Source organism: Affinibrenneria salicis (assembly GCF_008710095.1).
The window spans coordinates 106,128-132,815 of the sequence record NZ_VYKJ01000004.1 but is presented as its reverse complement, the minus strand read 5'-3'; the positions used below and the strand labels follow the sequence as shown (position 1 = coordinate 132,815).

Below are 26,688 nucleotides of genomic sequence, written 5' to 3'. Positions count from 1 at the left end.
AGCAGATCCATGGCGCGGCTGGGCGGCGCGCGCCTCACCCGCTCATCCCCGGCTTTTAATGATATTGAGTACGCTTTCCGGCGACAGGCTGGGGTTGTTGATCAGCGGAGAGCTTCTGGTCAGAGCGGCGCAAACCTGAGAGAACCTGACGCTATAGTCGGCGTCGTTGCCGTCCAGGTAGCCATTCACCAGACCGGCCATTAACGCCTCGTCGGCGCCGACCGGGTCGACCAGCGGTAAATCGAGCGGCGGCAGCCACAGATGCCGTCCCTCGCGTTCGCTGTAGAACAGCGAGTTATCATCCCGATGAATCAGCACCCGCGCCGCCCCCTTGTCGTGCAGCCATGACGTCGCGTTTTCGACATCCGCCCGGCAGTGGATCGCCTTGCCCCACAGCGCCGCAGCCTCGTGCTGCGAGGGTTTGAGCGTATGTACCCGCTCGAGCCATGCCATAATCCTCTGCGCCTTGAATTCGGAGACCGTATCGACGAACACCGGAATGTCGGCGGCATTGGCGAACACCCAGGCGATGGCGTCTTCGCACAGGTTGCAGTCCAGTACGATGGCGCCGGCGTGCTGAACCAGCTCACGGTTGGCGTTCAGCAGCGTGGGCGTCAGGCTGTTCATGATCACCATGTCATTGATGCCGACCACGGTTTCCCCGCGATCGTTAGCCACCGAGATATAGGTGGAGGTATGATGACCGTGGATTTTTTCGCACCCCTGGATGTTCACCCCGGCGCGCTTTGTCTGCTCCAGCAAATTTTCGCCATAAAAATCATCCCCCACCACGGAAATCAAATGCGTATCGCGCCCCAGCAGCGCTAAATTATGGGCGATATTGCGCCCTACGCCGCCCGCCGAGCAGGCTATCCGACCGGGCCAGGAAACGGCGCCCAGATGCGCCGGATCGGCGACGCCGCTCACGTCCATATTGATCGCGCCCAGCACCACCGCATAATCCTGTTCGGTCAGGATATACCCCTTGCCCTTGATCACGCCCTTCTTCATCAGGTCCATGATATGGCCGGCCACGCGCGAGCGGCTGATGCCTAACATCTTCGCAATTTCATTTTGCTGAATCAGAGGGTCGCGTCTTAGAATTTTAAGGATCTGTTTTTCGCGTGTATTCATTTAATCGCTTGCGCATGAGGCCGGGGGTAGGCCTTACCTTACCGATTCGGGGCGCAAAAAGCCATAAAGCCGCCGGGCGCGCTTGCTGCGGGCGTAATCCACCCGCTCAAACGATATCTGCCGGTCGGGCAGACGGGTCTGACGGCGCCAGAAGGCGTCGCGAAACCGGTCTGGCGCCGGGGCGTTATCCGCGGGCATCATCATGGATCACCGCCTTATCCGGCGCCGAGACAAGGGCGGCGCGCCCGGCGATATAGCCGGCGAGATATTCGGCATCCTCGCCCACCCCCTCGAAACGCCCCGACCCCCAGGTCCACAGCCACGGCAGCCCGAGAAAATACAGGCCCGGCACGGTTGATCGGCCGCGGGTATGCACCGGATAACCGTGGTTATCAAAAGCGGGCGCCTCGATCCAGCTAAAATCGCTATCAAAGCCGACCGCCCAGATAATAGTGCTGATGTCGGTCCGGTTCAGATCGATTGCCGTCGGCGGATTCTCCGGCCGCCACGGCGGTTGATAGCGCGGCTCGACGGGCGCGTCAATCCCCTGCTGCGCAATCCACTCATCAATGCCGTCTTTGATTTTCTGCGAGGCGGCATCGGCGTCGTCAAGGTTGTGGGCCAGATCGTCGGCGACGATTAGCCGTCCGTCGCGGTAATCCGTCAGGCGTCCGTAAAGTTGCATACCCTGTAGCGCAAAAGCGCGCAGATCGATATCCCGCCCGCCGTCGCGCCCGGTCACATAGTGATTGGTTTTACGTCGGGCCTTTTCGCCCAGCGGATGATCGTCTACGGTGAGTTTGTAATGCCCCATGTCCTCCAGCCAGGCGACCACATCGCGCCCGCGATAAAAACGCGCCACGCGCGGCGCGCCGCCGACGCACAGATGCACCCGGCGGCCGCTCAGGTGCAAATCCTCAGCAATCTGCGCCCCGGATTGCGCGGAGCCGACCACCAACACATCGCCCGCCGGCAACTGGCGCGCAGACTGGTAATGGGCTGAGTGCAACTGAGTGATGTGCGCCGGCAGGCGCGTTGACATCGACGGGAAACGCGGACGATGATAGTTGCCGACCGCCGCCACCACCTGCCCGGCATGGTAATTACCGTCGCTGGTAGTCAGCAGATACCCCTCGCCGCGCCGGCTGACGCGACTGACGCTGACGCCCTCGCGCAGCGGCGCGTTAAAGCTGTCCGCATAGCGCTGGATATACGCGATAATCTGCTCTTTCACCATAAAACCGTCAGGGTCGGCGCCGTCATAGGGAAAGCCCGGCAGTTTACACTGCCAGTTGGGCGTCACCAGGCAGAAATTATCCCAGCGCTGCGCACGCCACGCCCAGGCCAGCCGGTGCCGTTCAAGGATGACGTGTTCAATGCCGCGCCGCGTCAAACAATAACTCATGGCAAGCCCCGCCTGACCGCCGCCGATAATCACCACCGGAAAATATTTACGCTGCATACTGAACTCCACCTGATTTATGGGCCGATAACGGTAATTTCTTCCACGACCACCGGATCGGTGGCGGCGAACCGGCGCGCAGACTGTTCAATCGCCCGCGACTGATCCAGCGCGCTGGAACAGGCATAGCCGAATTTGGCCGCCACGCGGTCGCTGGCCTCAGACAGGGCGGTCCGGGCGCTACGCACAAAGCTTTCCACCGTATAGGGATGATTGACGATCAGATGCCTTTCAATCGCGGTGGAGGGGGAATAACACGTTTCCTTACTGCCGTCCGGCCAGCGCACGACAAAGTTCATTGCGGGCATATTTACCTCTCCTTCAGTTACCGGCCCATGCCGGTTAATGGTGCGGTGTTTAAGTCCCAAAAGCAGGCGTGTTCACCATCGCGGTAAACGGTCAGACGCCGCGAGTCATCAAAGGCGCCGACCGCCGCCGCGTTAATCCCCGCCTCGTCGAAACGGGCGATTGCCGCGTCAACCCGCTGCGGCTCCACGGCCAGCAGAAAACCAAAACTGGGAAAGGCGCACAGCCAGTCTTGCCAGTCGCATTCGTCCGGTCTGGGGATCGCGTTAAGATCGAGACTGACGCCCAGCCGCGCGCTTTCCATCATCATGACCAGCGTGCCCAGCAGGCCGGCCTGGCTGATATCTTTGGCCGCCACCGCCTGCTGCGTTTCCGCCAGCGCCGGCAGAATAGCCAGCGCACGACGCAGCGCGGCGGGGTCGGCATCGGTCGCCGCGTCCCAGTTCAAACCGGGCGGATGCCAGCGGCCGGCTAAATTAATGGCGACCACCAGCGTTAACCCCGGCCTGACCGCAAAGCTGTTCAGTACCCGTCGGGCGTGGCCGAGCACCGCCACCGCCAGCTGCGACTGATTGCTGCGCAGATTGGTATGTCCGCCGACAATCGGAACCTGATAAGCGCGCGAGGCCGCCGCCATCCCTTGTAAAATTTGTTGCGCCTGATCGTCCCGCGCGCTCCACAACGCATTGACGATGGCCTGCGGGCGTCCCCCCATCGCGGCGATATCGCTAAGATTGACCATCACGCCGCACCAGCCGGCAAACCACGGGTCTTGCGCCACAAAGCTATTGATAAAGCCCTCCATCGCCAGCAGGCTAACCCCTCCGGCGGTGTCGATCTGCGCGCAGTCGTCGCCGTTCGGATGCGCATGCCGCGGCCAGGCTTCGCGCAGCGCATCGGCGACAAGCTGAATATCGCGCTTATGGGCGATGCCGCCGGACTGCCGCACCGCCGCCAGCAGCGCCTGTAAATCCCCTTTCATCAGGCGATCCTCATCATCAGCGGCGCCAGTTCCGCCGGCACGCGCGGCAAACGGCTGCCGAGCACCATCCCGCTCAGCGGATCGTGGCATGGCGGATAATGCGCGAGATCGGCCTGCATAAAGACATGCGGCGCGCCGCGCAGCGTCGCCGTCTCCAGCGAGTGCCAGTGCATCCGCCTGAATAGCGGCTCATTCCGCTGCTGGACGTGAGCATAAAAGGCCTCACAGCCCAGCGCGCGCGCGCTGCTGACCGCCAGGCGAATCAACATCGGGCCGAGCTGTCCCTGACGGCGAAAGCGGTCGTCCACCGCCAGCCGGGAGCCAAACCAGATGCCGGGCCGCGGCTGATGAATACGCACCGTTCCCACCACTTCCTCATGCCAGCCCGCCAGCGTTCCCAGCGCCACCAGCAACCTGGCCTGATTGTCGATATCGTCGAGATCGTGCTGCTCAAACAACCCTTGTTCCCGACAAAACACGCGCTGGCGCAGGGCGTAAGCCTGGCGGCGCTCCCAGGGCAACGTGACCCATTTAATGGTGTATTCGGGGTAGCCGGACATGGCGTTTCTCCTTCAGGCGCGGGCCGTTTTAAGGGCGGACAGGTCAAACCTGGGCGTTTCAAACGCCGGACGTTTATCGCCGCGCGCTTCAGGGCCGGTTTGCTGCTCGCCGGCTTTTTCGTAGCTGGCCAGAGACGAACAGGCGCCGCAGCGGCCGCAGCCGGCCTTGATGTCCGCCGAGCGCAGTTGTCCTTTGCGCAGCATACGGCTGAGCGGTTCGAGGATCGACGCCATAAACGCCGCGTCCGGCGCCGGATGATGTTCCAGCGGCGTACCGCTGATCGGCACAAACGGCACCACGAACGGATAAACGCCCAGCGCAATCAACTTTTCCGAGATCGCCAGAATCGCGTCCGGCGTATCGCCCATCCCCGCCAGAATGTAGGTACTGACCTGGCCGCGCCCGAACACCGCCACCGCCTGTTCGAATGCGATCAGGTATTGTTCAATCGTGACCTGAGCCTTGCCGGGCATAATACGGGCGCGCACCGCAGGCGTAACGGCCTCCAGATGCATACCCAGCGCATCGATGCCCGCCTCTTTCATGCGGTTAAACCACCGCGGATCGCCGGGCGGTTCGCACTGCCCCTGTAGCGGCAGATCGACGGCGGCCCTGATCGCCAGCGCGCTTTCCACCAGGATGCGCGCTCCGCGATCGCTGCCGGACGGCGTGCCGGTGGTCATCACCATGTGCTTTACGCCATCCAGCTCCACCGCGGCTTTAGCGACTTCGGCCAGCTGCTGCGGCGTTTTACGGGCAATGGTGCGTCCCGCCGCCAGCGACTGGCCGATAGCGCAGAACTGGCAGGCTTTGCGCCGATTTTCATAGCGGATACAGGTTTGCAGCACCGTGGTCGCCAGCACATCGGTGCCGTGCAGCGTGGCGATATGGGAATACGGCACGCCATCTTCCGTTTGCAAATCGTAAAACTTCGGCTTACGGGCAAAGGTAATATCCCGCACCGGAATGCTGTTTTTCAGTAAAGTGGTTTTCCCCTGCCCGGCGTGTTGCACCTGCCACGCCGAGTCGCGCGCCGTCCTGGTATAGATCGGCACCATAACGGTGACGTCGTCGATGGTCACCGCCTGATGATCCGACGGTCCGGCCCCGCCGTGGCGGCTGACATGCTGCGCCGACGGGTTCACCACGTTGACGCCCTGCGTCAACAGTTCAGTGATCAGTTGTTGTCTGGACAGGCTGGAGGTCGTCATCATTATCTCCTTCACGTTCACGGACAGAATCGGTGTAGCCGGGCACCACATAACGCGCCGGGCGATCGTCAAGACGCAGACTCAGCAGCTCCGGTCGGGCGTAGTGCCCCACCGAATCCATCATGCGCTTGCGTTTGGTAATGAGGTTCATCTCCAGATCGGCGATCAAAATGCCTTCGCCTTCGGTCAACGGCGGTACGAGGTGCCGCCCTTCGGGGGAAATAATGGCGGTGTTGCAACCGCCGCGCAGTCCTTTCTGCAGCGCCGGATCGGGCGTGAGCGCTTCAATCTGCGCATCGCTAAGCCAACCGGTGGCGTTAATCACAAAACAACCGGACTCCAGCGCGTGATGACGAATGGTGACATCCATCTGCTCGGCGAAAATCGGCCCCACCAGCGAGCCGGGGAACTGGCTGCAGTGAATCTCTTCATGCTGGGTCATCAGGCTGTAGCGCGCCAGCGGGTTGTAATGTTCCCAACAGGCCAGCGCCCCGACGCGCCCGACGGCGGTATCCACCACTTTCAGCCCGGAACCGTCGCCCTGCCCCCAGATCATGCGCTCATGGTAAGTCGGGGTGATTTTGCGCCGCTTTAGCGCCAGCTTGCCGCTGGCGTCAAAAACCAACTGAGTGTTGTATAGCGTGCCGCCATCCCGCTCATTGACGCCCAGCACCACGACAATTTCCCGCCGCCGGGCGCGTTCCGCCACCGCCTGGGTGACGGGGCCGGGTACGCGCACCGCCTCGTCGTACAGCCGCAGATGAGCGGCGCCCGCCGTCATCGCCGGGGTAATAAAAGAGAAATAGGGATAGTAGGGAACGAAGGTTTCCGGAAAAACCACAATCTCCGCCCCTTTGGCCGCGGCTTCATCAATGGCGTCCAGAACCCGGGCCAGCGTTTTGCCGGCCTCGTGGAGATCTGGCGCAATCTGAACCGCCGCCGCACGAACCGTACGTGACTGAGCCATCCTGCGCCTCCGCTTACATCGTCCAGGTGTCGATAATCAGCGCGTTATCGCGCATATGCAGCAGCTTGAGATCCAGTACGTCCAGCGGATTGATTGGGCGAATGCCTTCGATCAGCGACGGTTCGCCATGGCCGTACAGCGCCTGTAGCGCGAAGCGACAGGCGTACACCTTGCCGCCTTCCGCCATAAATTTGGTTAGCTGATTGTTGTAGTTCTGGTGACCGGGAAACGCTTCCGCGCCCAGCGTTGGAAAACCGCGCTGTACGCCCAGCGTCACCCCCGGACCGTAGAGCAAAATTGAGGTCTCAAAGCCTTTACGCTGTAACCGCGTGGCCTGCAGCATATTGACGAAGCCGATCGACCCTTCAAACGCGACGGTGTGAAATGTCACCAGGGCTTTCTGTCCCGGCTCAGCCTTCACGTCTTCAAACACCTTCTCTTCATAGTCGACCAGAAAATCACCGGTTTTATGGGCAGGTAAAGTCACTGTTGGCATGGTGTGCTCCGCATTGTCTCTGTTACAGATGGGAAGCCTGACGCTTCCCGTTGCGATGTATCCCGCAAATAGCGTGACGCCATAGCCAGAGCAAAGCCTGTGCCAGCGCAAAAACCGGTGATGCAATCATTGCTAAATCATTAGCCCGATAACTGACCAAAAAAATTTACTTTAACCCACCTCTATTCACAAATAACAAACAAAAACGCATTCCCGCGCGCCTCGCATGCACTATTTTGATGATTTAATGCACTAAAAATGCACACAACTAAAAATCAATATGCAATCAATGATGCAATCAATAATTTAATGATTGATTATCGTCTTTTTTTTGGCCTAAAGTGACATCATGCCGTCAGTGGCCGTCCTGATTTCAGGCTGGCGACCCGGCGCGCGTGGTTTTCCCGACGGCGCGACCAGCGATTCACGCCCGCTCGACGGCCAGCCCAAAGGCTGAAAATGACGGAAGCGCGACAATAACAAAAGCGCAGCAAAATCAGCGCAGCGAAACCAGGAGAGTGTCACGCCATGATTGATCGCATTTACGAACGCTGGGCCAGCTGTTTGCGCCAGCAAACGCAGCGGCCGGCCTACCTGCTGATCGCCGATTTGATCGCCGACGGCGTCAACAACGGCGAGTTTCAGGCGCGCGACCGCCTGCCGCCGCTGCGTGAGCTGGCCGTCGTCCTGTCGCTCAACTACACCACGGTGACGCGCGGCTATGCCGAAGCCCGTAAACGCGGCCTGATCGATTCGCGGCCGGGCATGGGCAGTTTTATTCGCGGCAAGGTGCCCGCCATTCCGCTAAGCAGCGGCAGCAGTTACGATATGACCATGAATTCGCCGATTGAGCCGGCAGCGCCCGACGTGGCGGAGGCCATTCGTCAGGGCGCGCTCAATCTGTTCGCCCACAAAGAGATCTACAGTCTGCTGCGCTATCAGGACTTTGGCGGCACGCTAAGCGATAAGGAAGCGGCGATGATCTGGCTGGGTAAGCGGCTGCCGAAACTGGAACTGGATGAAGTGCTGGTCTGCCCGGGGATCCACAGCGTGCTGGTGGCGCTGGTCACCCTGCTGGGGCGTAAAGGCGGCGAGATCTGCGTGGGCAGTCTGATTTATCCCGGTCTGAAGGCCATCGCCAGTCAGTTGAATATCACGCTGCGGGCGCTGGAATGCGACGGCGACGGCCCGCTGCCGCGCGCCTTCGAAAATCAATGTCAGACCGGCCAAATCAGCGCGCTGTACCTCAACCCGACGATCAATAACCCCACCACCATTACCGTGCCGCTGCGCCGCCGCGAGTCGCTGGCCGATATCGCGCTGCGCTACAGCGTGCCGATTATTGAAGACGACGCTTATTCAGCCCTGCCGGAACGCGGCGTCGCCCCTTTCGCCGAACTGGCGCCGGAGCTGACCTGGCATATCACCGGGTTATCAAAATGCTTTGGCGCCGGCCTGCGCATCGCCTATGTCAAGGGACCGGGCCGACGATCCACCCAGCTGTTGGCCGGCGCGCTGCGGGCGCTGACCGTGATGTCCAGCCCGATCACCAATGCGCTGGCGACCCAGTGGATCGGCGACGGCACCGCCGACAACGTGCTGAGCGCCATCCGCCAGGAGGCTCGCCTGCGGCAACAGCTGGCGGCCAGACACCTGCATAAGTTCCACTATCAGGCGGATTGCGACGGCTTTCATTTGTGGCTGCATCTGCCCAAACAGCTGCACTGGAATCCGTCCGATGTGGCGATCAGGCTGCGCGAGCAGGGAGTCAGCGCCGTATCCAGCGCGGCTTTCAGCACCGATAATAACCCGCCGGCCGCGCTGCGCCTGTGCCTCGGCGGCGCGCTGAACCGTCAGTTGTGTGAGGATAATCTGACTATCGTCGCCGATCTGATGGAATACCCGGAGCATTTTACCAGCGGCGCGCTATAAGGGCGGGGATATGCGCCTGTATCATTTGGAATAACGCCCTTATGGGCGCGTCATCAGGCGGCAAGCGAACGATAAATGGGGGACCGGGGACAATTTGAGCAACGCAAACGCGGCCCGCAGGAATGAGCCGAATAAATGTTTGGCGGCGACCCGGCGCCATGCCGGACCGCCGCAGTCGCTTAATGCGCGATCAGACTGACGTCCTTATCAAGGAAATAGCGTCTTTCCACCGCCATATTTTCATCAAATTCATACACCAGCGGGATGCCCGTCGGGATTTGCACGTCCATCACCTCCTGATCGGAAAGATGGCTCAGATGCCTGACCAGCGCCCGAATCGAGTTGCGGTGCGCAATCACCAGCAGACGCTCGCCGCGACGAATGCGGGGCACCAGCGACTGCTGCCAGTAGGACAACAGCCGCTCGGCGGTCATTTTCAGGCTCTCCCCGCCCGGGAATTCTCCGGCCGCCAGACCGGCGTAGCGCGCGTCATAGCCCGAGAATGGATCCGCCGTAGAGTGAATGGCCGGCGGCGGTACGTCATAGCTTTTACGCCATGTCTGCACCAGCGCCTGCCCCATCCGCTCGGCGGTTTCCGCCTTGTTCAGACCCTGCAGCGCGCCGTAATGACGCTCGTTGAGGCGCCAGTTTTTCTCCTCCGGCAGCCACTGCAGTTGCAGTTCGTCCAGTACGATCCACAAGGTATGGATGGCGCGGGTTAACACTGAGGTGCAGGCCGCATCGAACTCAAGACCGTTTTCCCGCAGCAACGCGGCCGCCCGTCGGGCCTCCTGCCGTCCCTTGTCGGTCAGGGGAACGTCCACCCAACCGGTAAATCTGTTTTCATCATTCCACAGGCTCTCGCCATGCCTGAGCAATACCAATTTAAAAACGGCCATTAGCTTTCCTTAAAAAACATAAAATTATAAAAAATAACAATTCTTTATCGCTCATATCCGGGTTTATGTTTTTGGTTTTTCCGACAGCGTCTGCTGTCAAGATATGAGTTATTTCGCCGATACACAATGTCGGCGCCCTATTTATCCCGCCCGACGCTGAGCGCCGCCCCGCCGGATCGCGGACGAGCGGCCATTACGCCCTGCGCGTGCACGACGCGCGCCTGTTCGACGCCGCCGCCCGCGCTGCGTTGCGCCTGCCGGCGCAGTCGGCATTGGCATGATTTCTGTTTGCTTTCGCGCTGCGAAGATCGATGACGTCCGGAGATAGCATTCACCTGAAAACTCTGTTTTTTGACGACATCCTGACCCATTCCGAAGCGTTAAGCCTGTGGCCGCAGCATTACAACCAGTTAACCCCCGGCGTGTTTGCCGGTTATCTGCAGGATCTGCAGATAACCGGCGGGCGCATCTTTTGCGAAAAGATGCGCTGTCGGGCGGCGCAGCATACCCTGACGCCGCGCGGCACGCTCAATATTCTGATTATCATCAGCGTTTGCTACGCTCCGTCGCCGGGACTGACGCACACCACTCTGCCCGCCGGACTGTTCCGCCGTCGGCGATGTTGTCTTACTCATCATCGTGGACCTTATCAGGATATTAACGGGCCGCCGTTCCGGCGACGCGGGGTCGCGGCGTCGCCGGGCGACAGACGCGCGCTACAGCCAATAACAGACATCGAAACGATGGCTGGCGGCCCGCTCAATTCATCAACAACACTCCCCACTCAATATCACATCCCGGCAACTTAACCCTTTACTGCGGGCGACCGGGAAGCGCCGCGGCGCGGGCGGCAACGGCGCGCAGCCCGGCGCGAACTGTAATATTAATGAAATATAGCCTTTGCATAATCGCAGCGCTTTTACAGAAATAATGAGAATAATCAGGAGAGAAGAAATTGAAACAGAGCATGTTGTACGTCACCCTGCTGCCGTTGATGCTGGCCGGTTGTCTGGCTCAGGCGAACACCAGCTATCCCGTTCTGGAACAAAGAACGGCGCGGGGCGATATTACACAGCCTGGCGGCGCGCAGCGCCTGAGCGGTGACCAGACCGAAGCCCTGCGGGCGTCGTTAAACAATAAAACCGCGAAAAATGTGATTCTGCTGATTGGCGACGGCATGGGCGATTCAGAAATCACCGCCGCGCGTAATTACGCCGAAGGGGCCGGCGGCTTCTTCAGGGGCATCGACGCGCTGCCGTTAACCGGTCAGTACACCCACTACTCTCTCGATAAAAAAACGCATAAGCCGAATTACGTTACCGATTCGGCCGCCTCCGCCACCGCCTGGAGCACCGGGGTCAAAACGTATAACGGCGCGCTGGGCGTGGACGTAAACGGTAAGGATCACGTCTCCATTCTGGAACTGGCCAAAGCCGCGGGCAAAGCCACCGGCAACGTCTCGACCGCCGAAATTCAGGACGCCACGCCGGCGGCGCTGATTTCGCACGTCACCTCGCGTAAATGCTACGGACCGACGGTCACCAGCGAAAAATGCGCCGACAACGCGCTGGAAAAAGGCGGCAAAGGCTCGATTGCCGAACAGTTGCTGAATGCCCGCGCCGACGTCACGTTAGGCGGCGGCGCCAAAACCTTTACGGAAATCGCCAAAGCCGGCCAATGGCAGGGAAAAACCCTGCGTGAGCAGGCCGATCTGCGCGGCTACCAGCTGATCGATAATCTGACCGGCTTAAACGCGATTAGCGAAGCGAACCAGAAGAAACCGCTGCTGGGCCTGTTCGCCGACGGCAATATGCCGGTACGCTGGCAGGGGCCGAAAGCCAGCTATCACGGCAATATCGACAACCCCGCCGTCACCTGTACCCCCAACCCGAAACGCGACGCCAGCGTGCCGACGCTGGCGCAGATGACGGAAAAAGCCATCGCTCTGCTGGATAAGAACGAGAAAGGTTTCTTCCTGCAGGTGGAAGGCGCGTCGATTGATAAACAGGATCATGCCGCCAACCCTTGCGGCCAGATTGGCGAAACCGTAGATCTGGACGAGGCGGTGCAAAAAGCGCTCGACTTCGCGCGTAAAGACGGCAACACCCTGGTGGTGGTCACCGCCGACCACGCGCATTCCAGCCAGATTATCGCCGCCGACAGTAAAGCGCCGGGTCTGACTCAGGCGCTGACCACCAAAGACGGCGCGATCATGGCCATCAGCTACGGCAACGCCGAAGGGGAATCTCAGGAACATACCGGCACGCAACTGCGTATCGCCGCCTACGGCCCGCACGCGGCCAATGTGGTGGGGCTGACGGATCAGACCGATCTGTTCTACACCATGCGCGCCGCCATGGGCGTGAAATAAGCGCAACGTTCGCCGGCCGGCGGTTCATCCCCCTGCCGCCGGCCGAAATATTTTCCGCCCCGCGCCGTCGGGGCGATTTATTTTACCGCTCGTCTTCCGCCGTCGCCGCGCAATTTCCCGCCACACGATAGATTTAACCAATCAGTTCCTCCGACGGACGCTTATTCGGTCTGCGCAATTTTACCTAATCAGCCATCTGTTAAATAACCCTTTTTTACTGCCTGAAGCGCGAATAACCGGGCCGCGACGCGCCATTCGGCGTAAAAACACCCCGCGACCGCACGTTGTCCGGCTGTCACCTTACTGTCATGATAATGACATAAATGAAAGATATTATAACGCCAGTTATTTATGAGGGATGTATAGATATGCCACTGGTCGATGCGCATTCATTTAAAGAAGCTAAAGAACTTATTGCCGCCGGGATAGTAAGAAAAATAAAACTGGCGTTTGATATTAATAGCGATGAATTTTTCAATCTCGCTATGGATATTGGTGAACGAGGCGGAAAAATAGTCAAGAAAGAGAACCATTTTATTCTGTCGATAAAGAAAGCCGTTATTCCTCCTAACGATTAACCATTCATAAACCTGCGGACGTTTTTAATACCGACGTACGCTTATCCCGCCATATTACTGACTCCGCCCTCATCATTCACGCCGCAGGCCAGCGCGTTGTCGGGTTATACAACACAACGCGCTGGCCCTTTACCGATGAGTTAACCTTGTGAACCGCGCCATGCGGTGGCCGGAGACGCGGCCTGCCCCCGTGGCGGATTGTTCCGCGCCGCGTTCGGATCGCGCCGCAGGTATCGGATCATCAACGGGTCAGGAACAGCGCCGACGTCCAGACGCGCGATTGATCCTTCTGCCGGGCGCTCAGGAACAGCGCGTGCTCCTTTTTATCGGCCATCGTTAAACGGCTCAGCTCGATTTCCCCCGCCACCTCGATCGGCAACGCCGCTGCGGTGATGGCTTCAATCTCCACCTCCAGTTCAACTCCGGCCAGAGAAAAACCGATTTTGCCCCGCGCCAGCAGATCGGCCCCCTTGACCTCGGTTTCAAACGTTGGCGCGAACGCGTGCGGCTGCGGAGTTCGCGCGTCGCCCACTTTGACATAGCCGTCGATAGTCAGGCGTATATGCAGCGCAGCATCCCGCAGCGCGCCCACGCCGATTTCTATACAGTCGCTGTCGCCGTTGGTATCGGTGCGCAGCGCTATTTGCGTGTGACCGGCACGCCACACCGTTTGCTCCGGGTGATCGGCGCCGACCAGCGCGAAATGGTTAATCGGCGTTCCGGTGATGTCAATGGTTCCCCGCCAGCAGGCGCCGCGATAACGATCCCGGATGCGCGCGCCGCCCAGCCGCACGCGGACATGGCGCGCCGAACGCCCCAGCTCCTGATGCAGATCGCGCGACCATAGCGCGCTGGCGCCGTCATACAGCGTAAGCGATTCCCAGCCGGCGTCGCCCAACAGGCGGTAGCTGAGCGGAACGGCGACATCCCAGGGCGCCACATCGCCCATTAGCGCGTCGCCGTAACGCAACTCGGCATAGCTGCGTTCGCCGGTGGTGGCAAAGGTATGGCGCGCCCGCAGCGCCTCAGCCACGCCGGCCCGATCGAAACGCCGCGCCAGCACGCCGGTCAGGCCGCCGCGTGAACCGAACACCGCCGTCGCCGGCACGCCGCCGCCGCAACGGCCCTGGTGTTCGTCGCTGTTGGCCGACGCGCCCAGTCGATAGCCGCGTTCAAGCGCTTCCGCATATACCCAATGGAACTGCCCCCAGGCGGAACTGACTTCGATTAGACGCTCCAGCTCCGGGTGGTGCCAGTCGAGATTACAGCGCCGTCCGCCGATATGGGGGATCAGCAGGTGTTTGTGCGGTTCGCGCGCATAAGCGGCATACAGTTCATCCAGCGGCCAGGCTCCCGGCTTAATGGTGCCGGCCGTAAACTCATTCCACTCAAACGAACGCACCAGCCGTCCCTGGCGATCGAAAGGAAACTGCGGGGCGTCGTCGCTCAGAAACACGACGTTGTGGTCGCCGCCAGCACAGGTATTGCCGCACCACTCCGTTCCCGCATAGCAGACGAAAACGCCCGGCCGATTGAGTTGATTAATCAGCGCCACCGCGCTGTTCCAGCGCGCTTCGGTAATGTTAAAGTCGTTGGCGGTATAGCCAAGCACATCCAGCCCGGCGACATCCCGCCCGTAGCTCAGGTTATACAGCGTATCATTGGTGCCGACGGTATCATCGGAATGGACGTGCAAATCGGCATACAGCGGGCGCCGCGCGTTTGGCGAATCATCGATGCGAATATGACTCCGGCCAGCCGCCTGCGGATAATCCGCCAGCGCCGCCTCCAGCCGCCATTCGCCCGGAGCGGTCAACTGCACGCCGCTCAGACGAGCAACCGCCCAGCCTTGCTGCGCCAGGGTAAATGGCGCCGCCTGCGGGACGCCGCGTTGAGGGGTGAATGTTAGTCGACCGCTTAGCGGCAGGTCGCGGCAGGTATTGCCCCACACATCGTCCAGCCGGACGATGGCATCAAATGACGTCCCCGCCGGCAGCAGACGCGGCGCAATCACCGACAGTTTATAGGGCGCCCCCGGTACAATATCCAGCAGCACGTCGCCCGGCACCTCGGCGAACTTTGAGCTGCCGAGCGGATCGACAAACAGGCGAAAGCGAAAATCCTTCTCCACAAAACTCTGTACGCGCGTACCGCCACCGCCATGACGGCGATCGCCCAGCCGGATAATGATCCGATCGCCCGGATTAAGGTAGCCGTCAACAATGTCGATCAAAATGGCCTTCTGAAAAGGTCTTTCGTGCCCCTTCTGGTCGAAACGCACCGCCAGATGCTGCACGGTCGCCGGGCTCTGACCCGGCACCAGCGGACCGGCCTGATATTCGGCGCTGATAAAATTGGCCGCTGTCGGTTCGGAAGTCTGAAATAGCGCCCAGTCGGAATAAAACTTAAACGCCAGCTTGATCCAGGCGCCGTCCGCCAGCCCGCTGGCGCCGACGGTATAAACCAGTTGGATCTCCTCCCATGCGCCGGCGGTTACCTGCCGATGAGAGCAGCGTATATCGCCCAGAAAAGGACGCGCTTTGTTCTGTTGATACAGCCCCTGCGGCGCGATGTAATCGCCCGCGTCCCGGATATCAAATTGGCTCACAATCAACCCCGTAGAAAAGTAAATTAACAGACACGCCAGCTTTGGTAGCGTTGTTCGATGCGGCGAAACACCAGATTTTCCATCAGCCAGGCAATCAGGCCGATCAAACAAATGCCGAGCAGAACCTGGCTGCTATTGCCGATTTGTCCGCCCATCGCCACCATCCAGCCGATCCCCTGCGAGGCGCCGAGCATTTCGGCGGCCACCAGCGCACGCCAGGCCTGGCTGAAGCCGATGCGCAACGCGGCGGTGATAAAGGGCAAGGAGCTGGGCAAATAGACATGCAGCAGCAGCTGACGCATATTTGCGCCCAGCGTGCGCGCCGCGCGCACTTCCCCTCCGCGGATACTGCGGATGCCTTCCTGGATCGTGACGCACATGGGAAAGAGCGCGGCGATGACAATCACCACGATGATCGAGAGGTATCCGAGGCCGAAAATCAGCAGCATCAGCGGCGCCCAGGCAATCGGCGGAATGGCCATGAATAGACTGTTGAGCGGCGAAATAAAATCGCGAAAACGATCGGACAGGCCGGCGCCGACGCCCAGCGCCAGCGCCAGCACGACCGCCAGCAGAAAGCCGGCAAACTCCTCCAGCAGACTGGCCCGCAGCTGCGGCCATAGCGATCCGTCCGCCATCCAGCGCAGCGCTTCGCGCCACACCTCCCACGGTTGCGGCAGCACATAGCTGGGAAAACGACTGGCGATCAGAATCCAGACAATCAGCAGGAACGGCAGAGAGGCCCAGCTCCAGGAAGGTGTTAATCTCTTCATGGCGTATCCTGAATGCCCGCTTTCTGCAGCCACTGCGGATCGACCACGTCCTGCGCCTTCATCGGTTTCTGCAGGTAGCCCAGCGCCAGCGAGTCATTCATCAGACGCTGAATAAACGTCAACGCGGCGGGCGTGATTGTCGCCGACCAGCGAATGCGTTTTCGCGCTTCATCGACGATCGCCGCCGGCGCGATCCTGTGGCCCTGCGCCGTTTCAATCGCCTGCAGTTTGAACGCGGCGGCGATAATTTCGTTCGCCTTCTCCGGCTGCTGATTGAGAAAATCCACCGCTTTTTTATGCGCCTTCAGCAGCTTTACCACATCGTCCGGCCGATCTTTCAGCGTTTCCGGCAGCGCCATAACCACATACCACGGATAGTCCGGCTGCGCCTGGTTGACATCGAACAGCAGCTTCGCTTCGCCGCGCAACAGCGCCTCGCTGACAAAGGGTTCCCAGGTAAAGGCCGCATCAACCACGCCCTGACGTAAAGCCGCCTGCATATTGCCCGCCGGCATCGACACCACGCTGAGATCTTTATCCGCTTCCAGCCCGGCATGCTGCCGCAGCACCAATCCGCGCAGCAAGACATCCATGCCGCTGCCCTTATTCACGCCGGCAATGCGCTTGCCGCGTAGATCCGCCAGACTGGCGATCGGACTTTTCTCGCCGACGATCAGTGCCGCCTGACCGGTGTTGACCCCGGCGATAATCTGCCCCTTCAACCCGCGGGCAAACCACTGATAAACCGGCGGCGCGCCGATATAGGCGGCATCCAGCTCATGCGCGGCGAGCGCCTGCTGAATCACCGGTCCGTCGCCGAACGCTTTTAATTCAACATTCAGCCCTTCCTGTTGGTAGAACCCCTGTTTTTCCGCAATCAGCGCCGGCGCATTGGCCATGGCGAACACCCAGCCGATACGTAGCGGGGTATTCGCGGCCGACCAGGCGGAGCTGGTCATTAACATTCCTGATATCAGCACAGCACAATAACGTTTCAGCATAATTGTCCGTCACTTATGTTTCTGGTGGGTTGGCAAACCTGCATCACCCCGGCGATGCGGCGTAATAATTCAGTTCGGTAGTCAAGAAAGTCGGGCAGCTGGCGGGTAACGACGTTGCTGCGCGGCCGCGGCAGGTCAATGGCCAGCTCGCTGTGCACCCCGCCTGGCGCCAGATTCAGCACCACCACCCGATCGGCCAGAAAGACGGCCTCTTCGATATCATGCGTGATGAATACCGTGGTTTGCCCCAGCGCCGACCATAGCCGTAACGTCTCTTCATTCATGTCGCTGCGCGTAATCGCGTCCAGCGCGGCAAATGGCTCATCCATCAGTAAGACCTGCGGTTCGAGGGCCAACGCGCGCGCCAGCGCCACGCGCTGCTGCATGCCGCCGGACATCTGATTCGGCAGCAGATCGACGGCGTGCGCCAGACCGACCAGCGCCAGATAGCGCCGGGCGATTTCACGCTGCGTCTGCCGGTCACCCCGCTTACGCATACGCAAGCCAAAACGCACATTTTCCAGCGCCGTCAGCCAGCCAAACAGCTGCGGTTGTTGAAAAACATAGCCAAGCGCGGCATTCTCCGGCCGAACCGGTTCGCCCCGCACATGGATGCTGCCGCTTTCCGCCGTGGTGAATCCGGCCAGCAGGTTGAGCAGCGTGCTTTTACCGCAGCCCGACGGCCCCAACAGCACCACGAATTCCCCTTCCCGCGCCTGGAAAGTAAACTCGCGAAATACCGGCGCGCCGCCCGGATAGCGGAAAGTGATATTGTTGACCGCCAGCGCGGCGGGCATTGAAATAGTCATCGGCAGAGCGGTCCTCTTCGCTTTGATTTATAGCGGTACCTGATATAATACGTATTAATACAAGTTGACCTAAGATCGCTTTACGCTAATTTAGAACCAGACGGAATAGACGCGCAGAAAGACGAGGTAAGCAATGGAATTGGTTCGGGAAAATATGACATCGCTGTATCAACAGATCGCCGACACGCTGCGACAGGAGATCAACGACGGCCGCTACAACCCCAGCGGTAAATTGCCGTCGGAATCCGAACTTGAAAAACGGTTCGCCGTCAGCCGGGTAACCGTCCGGCTGGCGCTCAGGCACCTGACGGAACAAGGGCTGATTGAACGCAAACAGGGAAAAGGTTCTTATGTCTCAGGCAAGAAGGTGGCGCACGGCATCAATATTATGCGCAGTTTTCATGAATCGTTGCGCCAGCAGGGGCTGAATGCCAGCATGCGCCTGTTGAGCAAAAACAATCAGCCGACCTCTGAGCGCCTGCAGCGCTTTTTCCACGCAACGCCGACGCTGACCTTCATCGAGCGGCTGCACCTCGTGGATGACGAACCCATTGCGCTGGGACGCAGCTATTTTTCGATATTCAGCCCAACGCTCAGTTGGCAAGAAATTGAAGTCCGCCCCACCTGGGCGTTGCTGGAGCAGAGCGCCGGGCAGAACATCACCCGGGCCGATATCGCCATCCGTCTGCATTATGCCGATAAAACCCTGGCCAATACGCTGGCCGTCGCCACCGGCGCGCCCCTGTTTCTGCTTGAGCGGACATCGTGGTTTGCCGATACGCGCTGCGCGGAGCATTCGCTGTTTTATATCCGGCCGGAACGTTATGAGTTCACATTAAGCAATAGCGAGAGCGGCGCGGTTATTGCGAAAGATGGCCCACGCGGCGGCTGAATGACGATAGTCCGATAACGCCGCGGCGAAAAAAACCGCCGCGCTCCGGGCGCCCATCCCTTGCATTAACCCCGGCGCGCGGCCGGGGTTAATGCGTCAGGCCGCGTCCAGACCAGCCGCCAGCGCATCCACCCGCGCCATCGCCTGCGCCAGCTGGTGCAGACTCACCGGTTGCGCCATATTGGCCATATCCGGCGTCGCCACCGCCGCACGCATAATGGCTTCTTTCTCCTGCTCGCTCAAATCGGCGGCGATCGCGGCGAGCGTTAGCGGAATATGGCACTCGCGCGCCAGGCGCAGCGCGTCCAGCAGTTCTTCGTCGCTGCGCTGCTCCAGCGCCAGCAGACAGAGGTTGCCGTAGCCGACCAGCAGACCGTGGCCGAAATCGCGCGTTTTATCACAGACGGTAAACCCCTCGAACAGCCCATGGGACGCCGCCGCATGATTGCCGCTGCCCATAATCGAGGTCAAGGCGGCAAACAGAAAGATTGCATCCAGCACCTGCTCCAGCGCCGGCGTCGCCTGCCCCTGCGCCGCGCCGCGACAGGCTTCTGCGCCAAAGCGTTCGATCAATTCAAAGCAGATACGGCTGTTGGCCTGCGCCGCCATCACCCGGCCGTCCAGCGCCTCGCCGTGTCGGATCGCCCGGTATTCGTACCATTTAGCCAGCGTGTCGCCCAGGCCGGCGGCCAGCCAGCGCAGCGGCGCCCCGGCCAGCAACTGGCTGTCGATCACCACGCCCGCCGGCGCCTGCGCCAGATGCAGCAGATCGCAGTAGTGGCCATCGTCCTGATACAGCACGCTCAGCGGCGTAACCGCCGCGCAGGTCGCGGCAATGGTCGGCAAGGTGATCACCGGACAGGCCGCGGCCTCGCCCACCGCCTTGCCGCAGTCCAGCGCCTTGCCGCCGCCGGCGACGATCAACACGTCCGCCCGCAGCGTGCGGACCTGCGCGCTCAGCCGGTCAATATTTATCTTACTGCATTCTCCGCCGTAGGCTTCGCATCCCGCCAGCTCGACGTCAGCCTGGCGCAGACTGGCGCCGACCGCGTCGCGGACCGCGGCCAGCGCACGTACGCCGCCGATCAACAGAGCCCGCCGCCCATAGCGTGCGCACAATCCACCCAGTTGACGGATGACTCCGGCGCCGCTCAGCACGTGCGCCGGGAATACAGTCTGCTTGCTCTCCATTCCTTATCCTTCTCACAGTCAGGCCCTCAGCGCTCAAAACCCGGCGGGGAATCGCCCGCAGTCTTGCTCGCCATCGGGTTTAATATGGTTAATGAGACGCCGGGCGGCAAGCCGCCGGCAACCTGTATGCCGATGCACGGGGTCGTACGCAGGACACGACCGGGGTCGGTGCCCCGGCGCTTCCGGCATACTATGAAGCCCGGCCGGCGGCAACAAGCGAAAATTGATCATCGACGCCATGCGTTTTCGTCATGCCTGGCCGCACCACGGCCTGCGGCAAACGCGCCCGGCTGCACGCCGCTTCCCGCTCCAGCCAGTCGACCAGTGCGGCCAGCGCCGGCGTTATCGGGTTGCGTTGCGGATAAGCCAGGTAATAGGCCGCGCCGCTGGCGACGCTAAGCGGAAACGGCGCGACGACGCGCTGCGCCCGCAGATCTTCTTCCAGCAGGCAGAGATCGCCAATGGCGACGCCGAAGCCTTGCAGCGCGGCGCCCATCGCCAGATCCAGCGTATCGAAATGCTGCGCTTTGCCGGAGGGCAGCGCCGTCTGCCCCGCCGCGCTCAGCCACAGCAGCCAGTCGCGCCGATCGCGCGTCGGGTGCAGCAGGGTACAATCGGCCAGGTCGTCGAACGTCATCGCCCGGCCGGCCGGCAGCAGCGCCGGCGCGCACACCGGCGTCAGCACTTCATCAAACAGAGGGTGCAGCGTAAGCCGGCGCATCGCCGGCCGGCCGTACACCACCGCGGCATCGAAGTGTTCATTGTCGAAATCCAGCCCGTGCGACACCGATGCGGTCAGTTCGATGTGCACCTCCGGCATGTCGTTTTGCAGCTGAATCACCCGCGGCAACAGCCAGCGAATGGCGCAGGTCGGGCATTTGATGCGCAACGTGCCGGGCCGCGTGGCCGCGCGCAACAGCGTCTCGTCGAGGATACTGAGCGCCTGCCGCACCGGCGCCAGCAACTGCGCGCCCTGCGGGGTCAACGTTAAGCCGCGCGCCCGACGGCTGAACAGCGGGTAGCCCAACTGGCGCTCCAGCCCGAGGATTTGTCGGCTGACCGCGCCCTGAGTCAGGTGCAGCGCCTGCGCGGCGTGCGTAAAATTAAGGTGCTGAGCGACCACGGCGAAGGTTTTCAGCACATCGAGCGAAGGGAGTTTCAGTGCCATGCACATCCTCAATTGCGTCATACGCTAAATAGCCTGGGGGCCGGGAAACCGCTTCCCGCAGCCGGGCATCGTTCGGGTGACAACGAATCATCATTCGCTTACCGGCGACATATGGCAACCCTTTTCTTGCCGCCCGGGCGCCATGCGCCGCTATCATGGTCCGGCGATAAATCAGCGGCGACAACGCGCCGCACGGTCGGCTTCATCGCTCGCCCGGCCGGACAAGGACGGCGACAAGCGGCGCGCGCGACCGCGCGCCGGCAAACGGCCGGAGCGAACCACGCCGCCGCTATGATATTTATGCATACCAGCCATGACAAAGTTTCCCTTGTCGCCCGGCCGCTTCTGTTAGTTAATCAAACTCTGTTTTCCATACAGTCACAGGAGCCATTCATGCAGAGTGCCTGTTCTTCCCGTTCCAAACTGCCGGATGTCGGCACCACCATTTTCACCGTAATTGGCCAGCTCAGCGCGCAACATCAGGCGCTCAACCTGTCGCAGGGCGCGCCCAATTTTCCCTGCCAGCCGGGGCTGGTGGAGGCGGTGGCGCAAGCCATGCGCGACGGGCATAACCAATACGCGTCCATGACCGGACTGGGCGCGCTGCGCCAGGCGCTGGCCGACAAGACCGAACGGTTATACGGCACGCGCTATGACGCGGATGACGAAATCACCGTCATCGCCAGCGCCAGCGAAGGTCTGTATGCCAGCATCAGCGCGCTGGTGCACCCCGGCGACGAAGTCATTTACTTCGAACCCGCATTCGACAGCTATGGTCCGATCGTGCGCCTGCAGGGCGCCACTCCGGTACCGCTTAAACTGTCGCTGAACGATCTGCGCATTAACTGGGACGAAGTCGCCGCGACCATCAATAGCCGGACGCGCATGATCATCATCAACACGCCGCACAATCCCAGCGGAACGATCTTCGATCAGCACGATATCGAGCGCCTGACCGCCCTGACCCGCGACACCGACATCGTGATCTTGTCCGATGAAGTGTACGAACACGTGATTTTCGACGGCGCCGTTCACCATGGGATGGCGCGCCACCCGCAGCTGGCGCAGCGCAGCGTGGTGATCTCGTCGTTCGGCAAGACCTACAATGTAACCGGCTGGCGCGTCGGCCACTGCCTGGCGCCGCGCGAACTGATGGCAGAAATCCGCAAGGTGCATCAGTTCATGGTGTTTTCCGCCGATACGCCGATGCAATACGCTTTCGCCGCGGCGCTGGCCGATGAGCGCAGCTATCTCGGTCAGGCCGCCCTTTATCAGCACAAACGCGATTTGTTGAGCGACGCGCTTAGCGCCTCGCGCTTTGAGCTGCTGCCCAGCAACGGCAGCTTCTTTATGCTGGCCCGCTTCAGCGGCATCAGCAACGAAAGCGACAATGATTTCGCGCTGAAGCTGATCCGCGAGTATAAAGTCGCCACCATTCCGCTCTCGGCGTTTTACAGCGACGGCGAAGATACCGGGCTGATCCGATTGAGCTTCTCCAAAGATGACGATACGCTGCGCGAAGGCGCACGCCGGCTGTGTCAGGTATGATGCGCCGCATTTCCGCTTACCCGATGACGAAAAAAGGAGAATAACCGTTGAAGACACTAAAGACACTAAAGACACTGCTGATGCTGAGCTGTCTGGCCAGCGCAGGCGCGGCGCTGGCGGCCGATAACACGCTGCGTTTCGGGCTGGAGGCGCTCTATCCGCCGTTCGAATACAAATCCCCGGCCGGCCAGCTGGAAGGGTTCGATATTGATCTGGGCAACGCGGTGTGCGTCGCCGCTCAGCTGGAGTGCAAATGGGTGGAAACCTCGTTTGACGGGCTAATCCCGGCGCTGCAGGCGCGCAAATTCGACGCCATTAACTCGGCGATGAACGTCACCGAAAAACGGCGCCAGTCGATCGATTTCACCGATATCGTCTACCATGTGCCCAGCAAGCTGATCGCCAAAGCCGACAGCGGCCTGCTGCCGACCGCCGAATCGCTGCGCGGCAAACGCGTCGGCGTGTTGCAGGCCTCGGTGCAGGAAAACTACGCGAAGGCGCACTGGGCGCCGAAAGGCGTGGACGTAGTGTCCTATCAGGATCAGGACCAGATCTATCTCGACATGACCTCCGGCCGGCTGGATGCCACGCTGGTGATGTCCGCCGCCGGGCAGACCGGCTTCCTTTCGCGTCCTGACGGTAAGGGCTTCGCCTTTGTCGGCGACGCAGTCGATGATGAAAGCATCCTCGGCGCCGGTATCGCCTTCGGTCTGCGCAAGGGCGACGACGCGCTGAAACAGAAGCTGAATACGGCGATTGCCAAAGTGAAAGCCGACGGCACCGTCACCACCCTGTCGAAGAAGTATTTCGGCGATATCGATATGAGCGTGAAATAAGGCGGCGGCTCGCCGCACCGCCTGTTGCGGCGCCGGGCCTGCGCCTGCGCCGCACCCCACCGGGCATCCCCGGCCCGTCTTCTTCAGCCCGAGAGCTTATTGCCGCGGCTGTTTTTACTGATCGCGTTATACATCGTTTTCAGGCGTTTGATCGATTTCATCGTCAGCTGCGGCGACGATGAGGCCACCGACAACACCAGCATCTCCAGACACACCAGGATGGTGCCGTGCAGCGGAACCTTGCCGTTCTCTTCACCGCGTGGAACAAATATCACCGTGTGCGCCTCGCGGCTGAACAGCGAGTTAACCGAACCGGTAAGCAAGATCGTACGAATCCCCAGCCGCCGCGCCTCGCGCAGCGTCGTCATCCCTTCGCGATGAGGCGAATTTTGCGCCATCATAATCAGCACGTCGTCGCGCTGCAGGTTGATCAGTTGTTCGGCCAGCGAACCGCCGGTGCGGTTCAGCGGATAGGCCGCCAGGCCAATGCGGCTGAACAGACGGGCGGCATATTCCGCCAGAATACTGGAGGCGCCGATACCAAACACCCCCACCCGCCCGGCGCCGATCAACAGCGATACCGCCTGGGCGAGCGCCGCGCGGTTTTCGGCGCCGGACAGCGTTTTGCTGGCCCGTTCGTAGCCCTGCAGCACGAAATCGATGCTGGAATTCACGTCGCAGGTCAGCGAATTGACCGTGGCGCTCATCTTCTCTTCGGTGGACACGGCCGAGCCGAAAAAGACCTCCATGGTCAGCTTTAAATCGCGCAGACCGGCGAAACCCAGCGCCTGAATAGCCCGTACCACGGTGGCGTCCGACGTTTGCGTCGCCGCGGCGATCTCCATCGCCGTGTGATCCAGCACGACCTCGCGGTGCTCATTAATATAGCGCGCGACCGTCTGCAGCCCAGGCGACAAGAGGTGGGCGCGCGCCCTGAAACGCTCGCCGTACAAATCGACGCGCGCCTTCTGATTTTTTGTTCGCGGAGACGTCATTGATCCTCCCGTCGTTAATCCGCCTGCAGGCCGCTCAGCTTTTCCCGTTCGCGGCCCAGACTGTCGGCGTCCAGCGCGACATAGCCCTCGGCCGAATCCGTCTGTTGCGCAATGACCGCCTGCCCCGCATCCGATAGCGCCAGTTGCAGAAACGCCTTGATCGGCGGCGCCAGCCGACCGCCGGGCGGCAGATCGAACCACAGCGCCAGTTCGCCCGCCAGCGGGTAATTACCCGCGCCGACCGCCTGTAGCGACGGCGGATAAAACGGCCCCTGCTCCCGACGGGTCAGCGCCACCACCCGCACCTGCGACGAAACCGCCGCCGCGTCAAACCAGCCCGTCGCGCCGAGGCCAAAAGGATCGTTCGCCACCGCCTCGATCACCGTACGGCGATCCGGCAGCGCCTCATAGTGACGGGGGAAAAATCGGTTGGCGAGGTGCGCACGCCGAAAAGCGCTGGCGTATTTGCCGTCATCGCGCAGACCGTAAAGATGGATACGGCGCGACTGCCAGCCTCCCTCTATGCCGAGTTGCCGCCAGCAGGTTATATCGCCCTGCGGCGCGCCGGAAGAAAAAACCGCCGCCAGTTGTCCCATGGTCAGACCCGGCAGCGGGTTGCTGCAGTGGGCGTAAATCGCCGGCGGCGTTTTGGCGCCCGTCCGCGGCCCGTAGCCGCAGTACCCCAGGCGGATGGCGCTGGGCGCATAGCCTTTCACCTTGTGAAACGCCGCCAGTTCCTGCGCCCAGGGAGCGCGCGACATCGGCGCCAGCTGGCAGGCATCGGCCGCCAGCGCCATGATGGCGGTCGATGAACCTTTCAGCGTTAAAGCGAAATCAACCTGCGCATGCTGCCGGCGGAACAGCGCACACCACGGCTGCAGCAATGAAGCTATGCCGTCGTTGCCGACGATAGTAATCCGCGTATGGGTCATCAGGCGATCTCCAGCGTCTGTAAACGCGCCAGCTGTTGCGCAGCCTGCACGGCGCTTAAAGGAATATAGCCGCAAGGCTGGCTGGCCACGATCGCCTGCCCCTGACGCGACAGAATAAAGCGCATGAACGCGTGCGTGACCGCGTCAAGCCGGCTATCGGCGCTGACAGGAAGATAGAAATAGATGAACCGACCGAGCGGATAAACGCCGTCGGTCACCTCCTGCGCGCTGCCCGCCAGCCACGGTCCCTGGTCGTTAAACGCCAGCGGCACCAGTCGTAGCGACGCATTGGCGCGGCCGATCGCCGCGACGGCGATGCCGGCGGGCTCATTCTCCAGCCGGGTCAACAGCGCGTCGGTGCCGGTAAAATATTCGCAGTTCGCCTGATGAACGCGACCGGCGTAATGATGTTTCTGCATATAGGTGCCGAAGCCGCTGAACTCATGCGTGGTGAGCGGCTGAATGGCGCGCATCGCCCAGTCGCCGGTTAGCCCCAACTGCCCCCAGCGGCTATAGTCGCCGCCCGGGTTGCCCTGAGTGAAAATCCTCGCCAACTGTTGACAATCGATCTTCGGCAGCGGGTTATCCCGATGGACATACACCGCCAGCGAGGTGGCCAGATGCTGGCGCGTTTCCTGCGCCGCGCTGGCCACGCGAATGGCAAAGGGCTCGGCGCCGCGCAGCTTGCGATAAGGAACGGTTTCATTGGCGGTGATTTCCCGGCCCATCACGCTCAGCATCGCCTTGCCGTTGATCAGAAAGGCCATGGCCGACGGGGTGCCGTGCAGTTCAATGGAAAAGTCGACCTCGGGATGCAGGCGGCGGAACGCCGCGCTGAGCCGTTCCAGTATAAATCGGCAGTGGCCGGAACCGCTGATGCGCGCCGCGCCGCCGCCCGTCAGGTAGCTCGCGTCCGCCGGCGGGCGCAGCGGCTGAGGGTGATAATCAGTCAGCGCCGGATCGAGCGGGCGCGGCGTCCACGTCGTGTCTTGCTGCGCAGCGGGATGGCTGTTCAATATCGAATCTCCAGTCGGGA

25 protein-coding genes are annotated in these 26,688 nt (G+C 61.1%); 7 read left to right on the top strand and 18 right to left on the bottom strand.

The window, feature by feature from the left end; all coding sequences use genetic code 11:
* Positions 1–42 precede the first annotated feature (42 nt).
* The 8 genes from FJU30_RS09855 to FJU30_RS09820 all read right to left on the bottom strand — a co-directional run bounded on the left by FJU30_RS09855 (position 43) and on the right by FJU30_RS09820 (position 7,119).
* The gene (locus FJU30_RS09855) at positions 43–1,134 is read right to left on the bottom strand and encodes a PfkB family carbohydrate kinase (RefSeq protein ID WP_150434800.1); all 1,092 of its coding nucleotides are present in this window, start codon (positions 1,132–1,134) and stop codon (positions 43–45) included.
* Between the two features lie 184 nt (positions 1,135–1,318).
* Entirely contained in the window at positions 1,319–2,596 is a 1,278-nt protein-coding gene (locus FJU30_RS09850) for an MSMEG_0569 family flavin-dependent oxidoreductase (protein ID WP_150434799.1), read from the bottom strand.
* A 17-nt stretch (positions 2,597–2,613) separates the two neighbouring features.
* A complete protein-coding gene (locus FJU30_RS09845; RefSeq protein WP_150434798.1) occupies positions 2,614–2,904 on the bottom strand; it encodes an MSMEG_0570 family nitrogen starvation response protein in 291 nt (96 codons plus the stop codon).
* 17 nt (positions 2,905–2,921) lie between these two features.
* The gene (locus FJU30_RS09840) at positions 2,922–3,884 is read right to left on the bottom strand and encodes a sll0787 family AIR synthase-like protein (protein ID WP_150434797.1); all 963 of its coding nucleotides are present in this window, start codon (positions 3,882–3,884) and stop codon (positions 2,922–2,924) included.
* Positions 3,884–4,444, bottom strand: coding sequence for an MSMEG_0567/Sll0786 family nitrogen starvation N-acetyltransferase (locus FJU30_RS09835; RefSeq protein ID WP_150434796.1), 561 nt, complete (start codon positions 4,442–4,444; stop codon positions 3,884–3,886). Before FJU30_RS09835 ends, FJU30_RS09840 begins: the two co-directional genes overlap by 1 nt.
* 12 nt (positions 4,445–4,456) lie before the next feature.
* Complete coding sequence (locus tag FJU30_RS09830) at positions 4,457–5,656, bottom strand: MSMEG_0568 family radical SAM protein (RefSeq protein WP_150435020.1); 1,200 nt, start codon at positions 5,654–5,656, stop codon at positions 4,457–4,459.
* A complete protein-coding gene (locus tag FJU30_RS09825; protein ID WP_150434795.1) occupies positions 5,616–6,623 on the bottom strand; it encodes a Nit6803 family nitrilase in 1,008 nt (335 codons plus the stop codon). Before FJU30_RS09825 ends, FJU30_RS09830 begins: the two co-directional genes overlap by 41 nt.
* A gap of 13 nt (positions 6,624–6,636) precedes the next feature.
* Positions 6,637–7,119, bottom strand: a complete 483-nt coding sequence (locus tag FJU30_RS09820) for an MSMEG_0572/Sll0783 family nitrogen starvation response protein (protein ID WP_150434794.1) — start codon at positions 7,117–7,119, stop codon at positions 6,637–6,639.
* Between the two features lie 528 nt (positions 7,120–7,647).
* Here FJU30_RS09820 and FJU30_RS09815 point away from each other — a divergent pair.
* The gene (locus FJU30_RS09815; RefSeq protein WP_150434793.1) at positions 7,648–9,051 is read left to right on the top strand and encodes an aminotransferase-like domain-containing protein; all 1,404 of its coding nucleotides are present in this window, start codon (positions 7,648–7,650) and stop codon (positions 9,049–9,051) included.
* 179 nt (positions 9,052–9,230) lie between these two features.
* On the opposite strand, the gene gpmA is transcribed toward FJU30_RS09815, so the two are convergent.
* Positions 9,231–9,950, bottom strand: a complete 720-nt coding sequence (gene gpmA / locus FJU30_RS09810) for a 2,3-diphosphoglycerate-dependent phosphoglycerate mutase (protein WP_150434792.1) — start codon at positions 9,948–9,950, stop codon at positions 9,231–9,233.
* 311 nt (positions 9,951–10,261) lie between these two features.
* Here gpmA and FJU30_RS09805 point away from each other — a divergent pair, with 311 nt between their 5' ends.
* The 3 genes from FJU30_RS09805 to FJU30_RS09795 all read left to right on the top strand — a co-directional run bounded on the left by FJU30_RS09805 (position 10,262) and on the right by FJU30_RS09795 (position 12,899).
* On the top strand, positions 10,262–10,759 hold the full coding sequence (locus FJU30_RS09805) for a hypothetical protein (RefSeq protein ID WP_150434791.1): 498 nt from the start codon (positions 10,262–10,264) through the stop codon (positions 10,757–10,759).
* A gap of 146 nt (positions 10,760–10,905) precedes the next feature.
* Complete coding sequence (gene phoA / locus FJU30_RS09800; RefSeq protein ID WP_150434790.1) at positions 10,906–12,321, top strand: alkaline phosphatase; 1,416 nt, start codon at positions 10,906–10,908, stop codon at positions 12,319–12,321.
* A gap of 323 nt (positions 12,322–12,644) precedes the next feature.
* The gene (locus FJU30_RS09795; protein ID WP_223881553.1) at positions 12,645–12,899 is read left to right on the top strand and encodes a hypothetical protein; all 255 of its coding nucleotides are present in this window, start codon (positions 12,645–12,647) and stop codon (positions 12,897–12,899) included.
* A gap of 241 nt (positions 12,900–13,140) precedes the next feature.
* Here FJU30_RS09795 and FJU30_RS09790 read toward each other — a convergent pair whose 3' ends face one another.
* From FJU30_RS09790 to FJU30_RS09775, 4 genes are read right to left on the bottom strand one after another with little or no spacing between them, the layout of a single operon-like run.
* Positions 13,141–15,507 (bottom strand): hypothetical protein, encoded by a 2,367-nt coding sequence (locus tag FJU30_RS09790; RefSeq protein WP_223881552.1) that lies wholly within the window; start codon positions 15,505–15,507, stop codon positions 13,141–13,143.
* A 23-nt stretch (positions 15,508–15,530) separates the two neighbouring features.
* Positions 15,531–16,280, bottom strand: coding sequence for an ABC transporter permease (locus FJU30_RS09785; protein WP_150434789.1), 750 nt, complete (start codon positions 16,278–16,280; stop codon positions 15,531–15,533).
* Positions 16,277–17,239 carry an ABC transporter substrate-binding protein gene (locus tag FJU30_RS09780; RefSeq protein WP_223881551.1) on the bottom strand — a complete coding sequence of 321 codons (963 nt, stop codon included), beginning with the start codon at positions 17,237–17,239 and terminating at the stop codon, positions 16,277–16,279. Before FJU30_RS09780 ends, FJU30_RS09785 begins: the two co-directional genes overlap by 4 nt.
* 35 nt (positions 17,240–17,274) lie before the next feature.
* Entirely contained in the window at positions 17,275–18,090 is an 816-nt protein-coding gene (locus FJU30_RS09775) for an ABC transporter ATP-binding protein (RefSeq protein ID WP_150434787.1), read from the bottom strand.
* A 133-nt stretch (positions 18,091–18,223) separates the two neighbouring features.
* On the opposite strand from FJU30_RS09775, the gene FJU30_RS09770 reads away from it, so the two are divergent.
* Complete coding sequence (locus FJU30_RS09770) at positions 18,224–18,982, top strand: GntR family transcriptional regulator (protein ID WP_150434786.1); 759 nt, start codon at positions 18,224–18,226, stop codon at positions 18,980–18,982.
* 96 nt (positions 18,983–19,078) lie between these two features.
* Here the strand turns inward: FJU30_RS09770 and FJU30_RS09765 are convergent, their stop codons facing one another.
* Together FJU30_RS09765 and FJU30_RS09760 are read right to left on the bottom strand one after the other, a co-directional pair.
* On the bottom strand, positions 19,079–20,173 hold the full coding sequence (locus tag FJU30_RS09765) for an iron-containing alcohol dehydrogenase family protein (RefSeq protein ID WP_150434785.1): 1,095 nt from the start codon (positions 20,171–20,173) through the stop codon (positions 19,079–19,081).
* Positions 20,174–20,363: 190 nt separating this feature from the next.
* Entirely contained in the window at positions 20,364–21,341 is a 978-nt protein-coding gene (locus FJU30_RS09760) for a LysR substrate-binding domain-containing protein (protein ID WP_150434784.1), read from the bottom strand.
* A 393-nt stretch (positions 21,342–21,734) separates the two neighbouring features.
* Between FJU30_RS09760 and FJU30_RS09755 the strand changes: the two genes are divergently transcribed.
* Positions 21,735–22,889: a methionine aminotransferase gene (locus FJU30_RS09755; RefSeq protein ID WP_150434783.1), complete on the top strand. Its 1,155-nt coding sequence runs from the start codon at positions 21,735–21,737 to the stop codon at positions 22,887–22,889.
* A gap of 80 nt (positions 22,890–22,969) precedes the next feature.
* Entirely contained in the window at positions 22,970–23,725 is a 756-nt protein-coding gene (locus FJU30_RS09750) for an ABC transporter substrate-binding protein (protein ID WP_150435017.1), read from the top strand.
* An 83-nt stretch (positions 23,726–23,808) separates the two neighbouring features.
* Here the strand turns inward: FJU30_RS09750 and FJU30_RS09745 are convergent, their stop codons facing one another.
* The 3 genes from FJU30_RS09745 to FJU30_RS09735 are packed head-to-tail and all read right to left on the bottom strand — an operon-like array spanning position 23,809 to position 26,668.
* Positions 23,809–24,720, bottom strand: a complete 912-nt coding sequence (locus FJU30_RS09745) for a MurR/RpiR family transcriptional regulator (protein ID WP_150434782.1) — start codon at positions 24,718–24,720, stop codon at positions 23,809–23,811.
* Between the two features lie 14 nt (positions 24,721–24,734).
* Entirely contained in the window at positions 24,735–25,652 is a 918-nt protein-coding gene (locus FJU30_RS09740; protein WP_150434781.1) for a PstS family phosphate ABC transporter substrate-binding protein, read from the bottom strand.
* A complete protein-coding gene (locus tag FJU30_RS09735) occupies positions 25,652–26,668 on the bottom strand; it encodes a PstS family phosphate ABC transporter substrate-binding protein (protein ID WP_150434780.1) in 1,017 nt (338 codons plus the stop codon). The genes FJU30_RS09740 and FJU30_RS09735 overlap by 1 nt, the downstream gene beginning before the upstream one ends.
* Between the last annotated feature and the right edge of the window lie 20 nt (positions 26,669–26,688).

What these genes read in the sequence shown, in the direction of transcription:
- FJU30_RS09785 (WP_150434789.1), bottom strand. Translation starts at nt 16,280, where the DNA reads ATGAAGAGATTAACACCTTCCTGGAGCTGGGCCTCTCTGCCGTTCCTG.
- FJU30_RS09845 (WP_150434798.1), bottom strand. Translation starts at nt 2,904, where the DNA reads ATGCCCGCAATGAACTTTGTCGTGCGCTGGCCGGACGGCAGTAAGGAA.
- FJU30_RS09750 (WP_150435017.1), top strand. Translation starts at nt 22,970, where the DNA reads ATGCTGAGCTGTCTGGCCAGCGCAGGCGCGGCGCTGGCGGCCGATAAC.
- FJU30_RS09765 (WP_150434785.1), bottom strand. Translation starts at nt 20,173, where the DNA reads ATGGAGAGCAAGCAGACTGTATTCCCGGCGCACGTGCTGAGCGGCGCC.
- FJU30_RS09820 (WP_150434794.1), bottom strand. Translation starts at nt 7,119, where the DNA reads ATGCCAACAGTGACTTTACCTGCCCATAAAACCGGTGATTTTCTGGTC.
- FJU30_RS09775 (WP_150434787.1), bottom strand. Translation starts at nt 18,090, where the DNA reads ATGACTATTTCAATGCCCGCCGCGCTGGCGGTCAACAATATCACTTTC.
- FJU30_RS09805 (WP_150434791.1), top strand. Translation starts at nt 10,262, where the DNA reads ATGACGTCCGGAGATAGCATTCACCTGAAAACTCTGTTTTTTGACGAC.
- FJU30_RS09795 (WP_223881553.1), top strand. Translation starts at nt 12,645, where the DNA reads ATGAAAGATATTATAACGCCAGTTATTTATGAGGGATGTATAGATATG.
- FJU30_RS09830 (WP_150435020.1), bottom strand. Translation starts at nt 5,656, where the DNA reads ATGACGACCTCCAGCCTGTCCAGACAACAACTGATCACTGAACTGTTG.
- FJU30_RS09770 (WP_150434786.1), top strand. Translation starts at nt 18,224, where the DNA reads ATGGAATTGGTTCGGGAAAATATGACATCGCTGTATCAACAGATCGCC.
- FJU30_RS09760 (WP_150434784.1), bottom strand. Translation starts at nt 21,341, where the DNA reads ATGGCACTGAAACTCCCTTCGCTCGATGTGCTGAAAACCTTCGCCGTG.
- FJU30_RS09840 (WP_150434797.1), bottom strand. Translation starts at nt 3,884, where the DNA reads ATGAAAGGGGATTTACAGGCGCTGCTGGCGGCGGTGCGGCAGTCCGGC.
- FJU30_RS09855 (WP_150434800.1), bottom strand. Translation starts at nt 1,134, where the DNA reads ATGAATACACGCGAAAAACAGATCCTTAAAATTCTAAGACGCGACCCT.
- FJU30_RS09850 (WP_150434799.1), bottom strand. Translation starts at nt 2,596, where the DNA reads ATGCAGCGTAAATATTTTCCGGTGGTGATTATCGGCGGCGGTCAGGCG.
- FJU30_RS09745 (WP_150434782.1), bottom strand. Translation starts at nt 24,720, where the DNA reads ATGACGTCTCCGCGAACAAAAAATCAGAAGGCGCGCGTCGATTTGTAC.
- FJU30_RS09835 (WP_150434796.1), bottom strand. Translation starts at nt 4,444, where the DNA reads ATGTCCGGCTACCCCGAATACACCATTAAATGGGTCACGTTGCCCTGG.
- FJU30_RS09755 (WP_150434783.1), top strand. Translation starts at nt 21,735, where the DNA reads ATGCAGAGTGCCTGTTCTTCCCGTTCCAAACTGCCGGATGTCGGCACC.
- FJU30_RS09815 (WP_150434793.1), top strand. Translation starts at nt 7,648, where the DNA reads ATGATTGATCGCATTTACGAACGCTGGGCCAGCTGTTTGCGCCAGCAA.
- FJU30_RS09740 (WP_150434781.1), bottom strand. Translation starts at nt 25,652, where the DNA reads ATGACCCATACGCGGATTACTATCGTCGGCAACGACGGCATAGCTTCA.
- gpmA (WP_150434792.1), bottom strand. Translation starts at nt 9,950, where the DNA reads ATGGCCGTTTTTAAATTGGTATTGCTCAGGCATGGCGAGAGCCTGTGG.
- FJU30_RS09825 (WP_150434795.1), bottom strand. Translation starts at nt 6,623, where the DNA reads ATGGCTCAGTCACGTACGGTTCGTGCGGCGGCGGTTCAGATTGCGCCA.
- FJU30_RS09780 (WP_223881551.1), bottom strand. Translation starts at nt 17,239, where the DNA reads ATGACCAGCTCCGCCTGGTCGGCCGCGAATACCCCGCTACGTATCGGC.